A 1,783-nucleotide genomic window follows, 5' to 3' on the forward strand; every position below is an offset into this window, starting at 1 on the left:
CCCAGCGGCCAGGCGGCGATGCGGTCCCTGATCGCGTTGCCCGAGCCGCCGACGGCGGTGTTCTGCGCGAGCGACGAGATGGCGGTGGGCGCGCTGCTGGCCGCTCGCCACGCGGGGCTGCGGGTGCCGGAGGACCTGGCCGTGGTGGGGTTCGACGACATCGAGCTGGCCGCCCTGGTCGACCCGCCGCTGACCACGTTGGCGCAGGACAAGGCCGGTATCGGGGTGGCCGCGGCACGGGCCGTGCTGACCATGGTGCACGGCGGCGACAAACCGGAGCCCGCGTTCCTCCCGACCCGGCTGGTGGTGCGCGCGTCGAGCCGGTGAGGTGGGCTTCGGCAACCTCCACCCGGCTCACCTCACGGCACCTCACGGCACCTCACCGCACCGCCCGCCCGTCGGCTGGTTGGGCATCACCCGGGCAGGGTGAACGTCCGGCCTCGGTCGACGTAGGCGACCTCGACCGACGGCGCGCGCCGCTCCACCTCGGCGGTGAAGTCCGACAGCGGCGATTTCATCACGCTGTAGTCGTCGTAGTGGATGGGCACGACCTGCCGGGGCCGGAGCAGTTCGAGCAGGTCGACGCCCTGCTCGCCGTCCATGGTGAGCAGCACGCCGAGCACCTTCGTGCCGCCCAGGTGCAGCAGCGCGACGTCGATGGACGGGTACCGCTCCCGGATCTCCCGCAGGTCGTCGTGCACCAGGGTGTCACCGGAGACGTACAGGCGCAGCGGCGTCGCGCCGGGGGTGGCCCGGTACTCGATCATGCTGCCCATCACCGGCGGCAGCAGCCGCGCCAGCCTGCCCTTCGCGTGCCGACCGGGCAGGGCCGTGACGGTCAGGCTCGCCCCGCCCTTCGCCAGGTCCAGGTCGGTCCACGTCGACAGCGCCACCGGCTCCCGGAACCCCCGCCGGCCCAGCCTGCGCGCCGCGTGCGGCGTGGTGAGGATCGGCAGGTCCCGGTCCAGCTCACGAGCCGCGATCCGGTCGAAGTGGTCACCGTGGAAGTGCGACAGCACCACCGCGTCCAACGGCGGCAGCTCCCCGATCCCGATGGCCGGGTCCTTGAGCCGCCGAGCCACGACCCCCTGCCCGATGTGCGTCCACTGCCCGCGGTGCAGGAAGTTCGGGTCCGTGAGCAGCGTGAACGGCCCCAACCGCAACACCGTGGTGGCGTTGCCGACGAAGAACAGCGAGTTCTGCCCGGTCATGGCGGCGGGATAACCCACCCGCCGCCGTTCAACCCCGAACGCCCGGGTCGCCGCCCCGACGTCAGACGTTGCGCCGGTACTGGCCGCCCACCTCGAAGAACGCGTCGGTGATCTGGCCCAACGTGCACACCCGGGCCGCGTCCATCAGCACCGCGAACACGTTCTCCCCCGACGCGGCGGCCTCCTACAACCGCCGCAACGCCGGCTCCGCCTCGGCGGCGTGCGCGGCGGCGAACGCCCGCGTCCGCTCGACCTGCGAGCGCTTCTCCTCCTCCGTCGCCCGCGCCAGCTCGATCGACACGTGCTCGCGCTCCCCGCCCTCCGGCAGGAACGTGTTCACCCCGATCAACGGCAGCGAACCGTCGTGCTTGCGCTGCTCGTACAGCATCGACTCGTCCTGGATCCGACCGCGCTGGTAACCCGTCTCCATCGCGCCCAGCACGCCGCCGCGCTCCGACAACCGGTCGAACTCGGCCAGCACGGCCTCCTCGACCAGGTCGGTCAGCACCTCGATGACGAACGAGCCCTGCAACGGGTTCTCGTTCGCCGACAGGCCCCACTGCTTGTGGATG

Annotated in this window: 2 protein-coding genes and 1 pseudogene; 1 reads left to right on the top strand and 2 read right to left on the bottom strand. The window is 72.1% G+C overall.

Annotation, left to right across the window (positions count from 1 at the left end; genetic code table 11):
• Window positions 1-327 (top strand): substrate-binding domain-containing protein (locus tag AB0G02_RS38275; protein WP_360804829.1); only part of this gene is annotated, 327 nt, incomplete at its 5' end.
• An 86-nt stretch (window positions 328-413) separates the two neighbouring features.
• Here the strand turns inward: AB0G02_RS38275 and AB0G02_RS38280 are convergent.
• Both AB0G02_RS38280 and AB0G02_RS38285 read right to left on the bottom strand, forming a co-directional pair.
• A complete protein-coding gene (locus AB0G02_RS38280; protein WP_360804832.1) occupies window positions 414-1,211 on the bottom strand; it encodes an MBL fold metallo-hydrolase in 798 nt (265 codons plus the stop codon).
• Window positions 1,212-1,272: 61 nt separating this feature from the next.
• A pseudogene (locus AB0G02_RS38285) lies at window positions 1,273-1,783 on the bottom strand (methylmalonyl-CoA mutase family protein); the annotation flags it as partial.

This window comes from Actinosynnema sp. NPDC023658 (genome assembly GCF_040639995.1).
Lineage (GTDB): Bacteria > Actinomycetota > Actinomycetes > Mycobacteriales > Pseudonocardiaceae > Actinosynnema.